This window comes from Mesorhizobium sp. M0954 (assembly GCF_040319155.1).
In the GTDB taxonomy this organism is placed as follows: domain Bacteria; phylum Pseudomonadota; class Alphaproteobacteria; order Rhizobiales; family Rhizobiaceae; genus Mesorhizobium.
In genome coordinates this window covers 1-6,058 of the sequence record NZ_JAMYNR010000067.1, presented here as the reverse complement: position 1 = coordinate 6,058, position 6,058 = coordinate 1, and the positions used below count along the sequence as shown (strand labels likewise).

At 59.5% G+C, this 6,058-nt stretch carries 1 protein-coding gene and 4 pseudogenes; 1 reads left to right on the top strand and 4 read right to left on the bottom strand.

Translation table 11 applies throughout. The features are described from left to right. Positions 1 to 88: 88 nt before the first annotated feature. A pseudogene (locus NKH93_RS34070) lies at positions 89 to 522 on the bottom strand (UPF0149 family protein); the annotation flags it as partial. Here NKH93_RS34070 and NKH93_RS34065 point away from each other — a divergent pair. Further along, positions 520 to 699, top strand: a pseudogene (locus NKH93_RS34065) (transposase domain-containing protein); the annotation flags it as partial. The pseudogenes NKH93_RS34070 and NKH93_RS34065 overlap by 3 nt on opposite strands. A 907-nt stretch (positions 700 to 1,606) precedes the next feature. Here NKH93_RS34065 and NKH93_RS34060 read toward each other — a convergent pair. From NKH93_RS34060 to NKH93_RS34050, 3 genes and pseudogenes are all read right to left on the bottom strand, one after another. Then, positions 1,607 to 2,719 (bottom strand): annotated as a pseudogene (locus NKH93_RS34060) (IS110 family RNA-guided transposase). Between the two features lie 311 nt (positions 2,720 to 3,030). Further along, positions 3,031 to 5,385 carry a penicillin acylase family protein gene (locus NKH93_RS34055; RefSeq protein WP_352976360.1) on the bottom strand — a complete coding sequence of 785 codons (2,355 nt, stop codon included), beginning with the start codon at positions 5,383 to 5,385 and terminating at the stop codon, positions 3,031 to 3,033. 382 nt (positions 5,386 to 5,767) lie between these two features. Next, positions 5,768 to 6,058: pseudogene (locus tag NKH93_RS34050) on the bottom strand (aspartate aminotransferase family protein); the annotation flags it as partial.

Sequence of the window (6,058 nt, the reverse complement as noted above, 5' to 3'; positions counted from 1 at the left end):
GCAGGAATCGCCGAAATCTCAACCGTCATCCATGCCTCCTCTCATAACCGAGGGGGTCAGTTCTTCATTTCGTCAGGGGGTCAGTTTCTCAATTCGCCCGACAGACGGCAGCAGCATCCTTGTGGGTAGCTGGTCCTTTTGTGTCGCTGAGCTTGCGGATTGGCGCGATGATATCGCCGGTGACGGCATGGCCGCGAATGACGGGCCGCCACAGCTTCGGCGCGAAGCCGGTTCCCATCAGAAAGCAGAGGTCCCAGTCCCTGGCTTCAAAGGTCTGATCATCAATCCTGGTGAACCGGGGCCGGTAGTCTTTCAGCGTTTCGGAAAGGCTCGCCGAGATGCGGCTATATTCTAAGACGATCGTCTGCACGGCCCGATGCTTGGTTGTTTCCACCGGCAGGTCCAGGGCCTCCGGGCCAGTCAGCCCGGGATCCACTGGCGTGGATCTATAAACTTCGGGCCGATGATGAGGGCTGTCAGATAGCCGTCGAGACCGCTCATCGACCAGATCGGCGACACTGGACCGGGCACGACGCTGGAGCGGAAAACTGGGCGACCATCGCCTCGCTCATCGAGACATGCAAACTCAATGCTGTTGACCCACAGGCCTACTTGACCGCCACGCTCACCGCCATCGTCAACGGCCAGAAGCAGAGCCGGATTGATGAGCTGCTACCGTGGAATTACTCGCTAGGATAATCCAAAGACTTCTATCGGCCGGAAGCCGTTATTGGGTCACAATGTGCAGCCCTTATGCCGTCATGATGGCGGGTGGAGTTGCGGCAATGGCTACATATTAAGGGCTTATATCTCACCTTTTTCCGTGGTGGCGGGCGTCGCTCAATCAGCAACTGCGGCCTTCGCTCAAGTCCCTGGGCCCAATGACCGGCGCATCCAAGCTGCAGTCTTGCTAGATGGACTGGCGGAGCCCATCATTGGTGAAGCCCCTTGCCGGATTGATCGAAGGTGCGAGATCATCACTGATTTAAAATCCGGCGTCAAAGTTGCCGTTGATTTGCGTCGCCGAGGGACGGTCGAGACTGCCGATATGACCATTCAATGCCCAAACGACTGCTCTTTCATATCTGGTCGGTCGACGGTCACCTTCCAAAGTGAGTGAAAATTCGATCTCTTTCGAGGCGCAGACAACCACGTTGAAATCCTGCCGGTGTTAAAGCCGAGAAGCAGAATAGGGCAGATATTGCTGAATGCCGATTGTGAGTTTGACGACTGACTGCAATCGGCGCGATCCTTCTGTCCACGTCATGGCTGCAGTCCTCGAATGGATAGAGGCATCATGGTCGAGGTGTGATAGGGACAGCGCTCTGATGTCCATTGTCAATGCTTTGGACGCGAGGAACCTCCCGCTCAATGAGCGACTGTTTATGATGATGATCGCGTATGGGTGGAAGCGGAACTGTAGGACGTCGGTGATCAAGCTCTGATGCGCGGGTTGGTTACCGCATTCCCGATTGTACGTCCGGGGCTGTTCCTATCTTACTGCGGGTCGGTCAAGTGCCGGCCAAAGCGTCTGACGGGTGTTCCCCTGCCGTTGTCCCGCCTCCGCAATGCGCGAGGTGCAAGTTCGTTGGTTCGTTGCGGCGATCTACCATCTGATCGACTGCGCCTCCCTTGCAGCAGCCCACACGAAGCCAGTCAGCTCGCGGGCAATGGTGGTGCAAACCACCGTCGTTCGCTTTCCTCGCCCGGCCAACATGCATAGCGAGCTGTTAGCCGGCTCTGAGCTTCCATGCGATCTCCCGCACTTTCGGCGGCGCTTCCTCGGGCCGGTACAGCTTCTTTGCGCCGACCTTTGGCGGATGGCGATATGTCCAGGCGCTCTCGACAAGCATGTGCCGAACCCGACCGTTGCCAGCCTTGGTAATCGCACCTCGTCGAACCGTCTCACCCGTTGATCGCTCACCAGGGACCAGGCCGAGATAGCCCATCAGTTGGCGCGGGCTTTCAAATCGGTGACGTCGCCGACCTCCGTGGCGAAGGTGACGGCGATGATCAAATCAACGCCGCTCAACGTCTGCAGAGCTCGAACGACCGGAGCGAGAGACCAATTCGGGACGAATTCCTCGATGACCTTCTCCAGTCGTTCGACGCGGTCCTTCGAGACACGTACCGCCTCGACCATTTCCTGCAGCGCGATCTGATGCGCCGGATGATCGAACTGTTGCTCCTGCAGCCAGCGCAGATATCGGATAGTCCAGCCATTCTTGCGTGGGTAGATACGGACCATGTTTGAGCATGAAGGCACTTATCTGTTGTCGGCGAACCCGTAATGTCTCGACAGCAGCGGCCCGGGCAGGAACGAGGTCTCGCATAGCCTCATGGCCCTCGTCAGGAACCCACACTGCCGTGAGCTCGCCGGCCCTCAATAGCCGGGCGAGCGCGAGTGCATCTCGACGATTCGTCTTCACGATGTCGCCCGGTTCCTCGGAATCAACGATGGAGCGACAACTGTACATTCATGGCCAAGCGACCGGATCAGCCGATGCAGTCCATACCCAGTTGGGCCGGCCTCGTAGCAGAAATGCACGCGGTCAAACTTTGCAGTTATGCGCTGGATGATGCGGCGCATACTGGCATCCGATGCCTCAACCTCACCCCAGAGGCGGATCTCTCCCTCCCGGCCGGATTCAGCGACAGCAATCGCATTCTTCAGTTTGGCGACATCGATTCCAACAAACGCTTCTCTATAATCTGCCACGGCTCGTCCTCCTGTGATGAGGATCGGCTCGGCCTGTCCGAGCAACCCTCGGAACACCAGTGTAGGGCGAGCCACCTCAGCCACGAAGACGGACATAACGGTCTTACTGTCATACTCCGTTCCTCTCTTGTTCATTATTGAGGGTTAGTTCCCAGTCGCTCCTGCAATCGTGTAACAGCGCCAGCAGAATGCTGCCGGGCGGTGATTTCGCTAAGTGAAATATCCTGTTCGGGCCAGAACCGCGATTGCAGTGATCGTAGATTGTAGGCGGTGGGCCATAGGCCGATGCGCGCCGTCGATGGATCCGCGGCTCAATCCGGTAGGAGGGTGATGCGGCGGACAGTCTCTTCCTCAACGCGCTTTTTGCTGTAGACGAGCGGCACGTATTCACCTTTAGACCACGTTTCGGCGAGATCGCTGTAATGGACCGAGCGCGGGTCGCCGGACTGGCCGGGCGCATTGATGCAGACGCTGTTGTCCCAGTCGCCGACATCCATGACGAGTCGGACGGACGCCCCTACGTTGACGCCGAAATCGGTCATCCGGTACCCGGCGAGCATGGGCGTCGAACGGCTGCCGCCGAGCGGGAGCGGACCGACATTCCACTCCGTGACATTCTCCGGCCTGATGCGGCTGGTGGCATGCCCGAAAACCGCCCGGTGCAAATTGCCCCATTGCCAGCCCAACGGATCGGCGCCGAGCCGCGCGCCGCAATCGGCAAAACCAGCCGAGAGCGTCGAAAGCAGCATGTTGTCTCGTTCGACCTCGTCCCATCGGAGCCCGGGCTCGGCCAGAAGAGAGAGCATCCGGTCGACATCGCCCGGTTGCAGCAACTGCCGCACCGTCGGGTTCACGGCGAACCTTGCGAGAAGCGCCGGGCGGAGGTGCTTCATCCACGAGACTTCGAATAGCGCCGCCTGGGGGCTCGTGGCTTCAAGCCGGTGGTCCCAGTTCCTGAGCAAATCGAGCGCCTTTTGCTGGACATCGTCCAACGGTAGCCGGCCTGCAACTTTTTCAAGCACGCCGCAGATGACGGCAGCCGGCCGGGAGTATACGTCCGTTTGCAACGCCATTGACGCTTTCAGCGTGTGTTTGGGCTCGCTGGTGAGGACAGACCTAATGCGCCGGGCGCGGCTCACTTCCGCCCATTCATGGCCAATCGACGGGGCTTTCGGATCGCGGTCTGCCGGCAGGTTCATCTCGTTGGCGGAAGCCAAGAAACCTTCGACAGGATTGTATTTGCGCGGAAGGTGATCGGCAGGCAGGAAACCGTCCCATTCATGGGTGCCGTGGGCCGGCACGGGCAAAAGGCCTTCCCAGTTAGGACGGACAGGCGTGAAGCCGGCCGTGAACCAGCCAATATTGCCCTCCAAATCGGCGCTGACATGGTTGACCGAAGGCGTGCCCCAATGGGAAAGCGTTTCGGAAAACTCCTTCACCGAGTTGGTGCGCATGTACGACAAGCTCCCGAGATACGCAGCCGAGCCCGGAGACAGCCAGACGGAGCGCATGGCGATCACCAGCCGCTTCTTTGAATTCTCGTGCAGGATAGGGCCGTGTCGGGTGAAGGAGAGCGTCAACGTCTGATCGGCAAAGCCCTTGACCGAAAAGGTCTCTTCGATACGGACAATCTTCTCCCAGAAATCGCCATAGCGGTAGGAATCAGGATCGCCGGCCTTCGTCTCGTAGACGTATATGTCCTCCTGGTCGGCTCCGAAGATCGTGAGACCGAAGGCGATCTTCTCGTTGTGGCCGAGGGAGACGCCCGGGGCGGTCGGCTCGCCAGCGCCTATAACATTGAGCCCCGGCGCTTCTAGGTGCACGAGGTAACGTAGCGAAGGCACGGTAAGCGCTCGATGCGGATCACTCGCCAGGATCGGCCGGCCGCTTTCGGTTCGGGAGCCGTGGACGGCCCAGTTGTTGGAGCCTTCCTCCATCGTTGCCTGGATGACGTCGCCGAGGTCGATCACCTCGGTCCACTTCCAGATATCGTCCAAGGTAGCTGCAAGGCGGGCCTTGTCGAAGGTGACCGGCGCGGTCGCGAGCTTGAAGAGGCGCGTTGCGGCAAGCGGAATATCGGCCAGCGAAATGCCGGCGGCCGCCTCCGGTTGGACCACCGGTTCGATCTCGCAGCGCAGCAGATCCATCTCGGCATCAGCCAGCGCCATGATGTTGGCGCGCAGGATTTCAGACAGCCCGTTGCCGATAAGCGCGTGGGTGCGAACGCGGACAACATCGGAAGGCTGCCATCGGGCTGGCTTCGTACCGAACAAAGCAAATTCCGGCGGCAGGCGACCGGGCTCTGCTTCGCAGAGCGCGACATAGGCATTGATGCCGGCGGTGAATGCGGTGCAAATCACTTCCGTATCCGGCGCGTAGGCTGTCCATTCCGGACCCAAGTCGCCGCGATACAGGAAATGCCGGGCGGCATGGTCTTGGGCTAGGTAGCCCGGGCCAAAATCCCCGGCGAGGAGGCCGAGGCCACGCTTGCGCCACAGATCGAGTTGCCAGAGCCGGTCACGGGCGGCGTTGAACCCCTGCACCAGGAACAGATCCTGTTCGCTCGCCGCCCTGATATGCGGAATGCCCCAGTGGTCAATGCGGATCTCGGCCTCGGCCTCGAGGCCGGCCAGCCGGATGGTTGCGTTGGCAGGGATATCGGTCATGGCAGTACTCCGTTCATCGCGAGGTTCCCTACATTCAGATCTGGCAACCAGCGCCACCTCATGACTCATGCGGCCAATCAGGAGCCGGATTTTGCGATTATCCATTCTCCGGCCCTCAAGTTATGGGAGAGATCCGAGGGCAACAAACTCGCTGCCGTTGGCGTCGATGATCGCGTCATTGACGAAGCCGGCTTGATCAGAGGCAAGAAACGCCGCTACGGCGGCGACGTCCTGAGGGCGCTCAGACGGCCGGACGGGAGCGCGGCAACGATGACGGCGGATGGAAGGCTTTGGGGAAAGATGGTTTCTACCCGATGAAGTTGGAGTGCGCCCGCGACGCGTCACCGCAAGGCAGCTCCTTTCGTTTGGGTAGAAATGTTCGTTATTGCGCCTCCCCGTTCGAAACCGACACCGCCAGGAACCGCTCAAAAACGCTTGCGATTTTATCGATGTCAGCGTCAGACATAGCCGTCGACAAGCAAGCCGAGGTATCCACGGGCAGAATGATTCCATTGTTTCTGAAGAACCGGCTCATTGCTTTCATTGCAGTGGCTTCATCGGGCGAAGGAAAGGCTTCCCGGTAGTCGTGTGGCAGCTTCTGCTTGGGATGGATCCGAAAGAGCGACGCAGCACCACTGATTACATAATGCGCTTGATGGTGGGCAATCGCAGC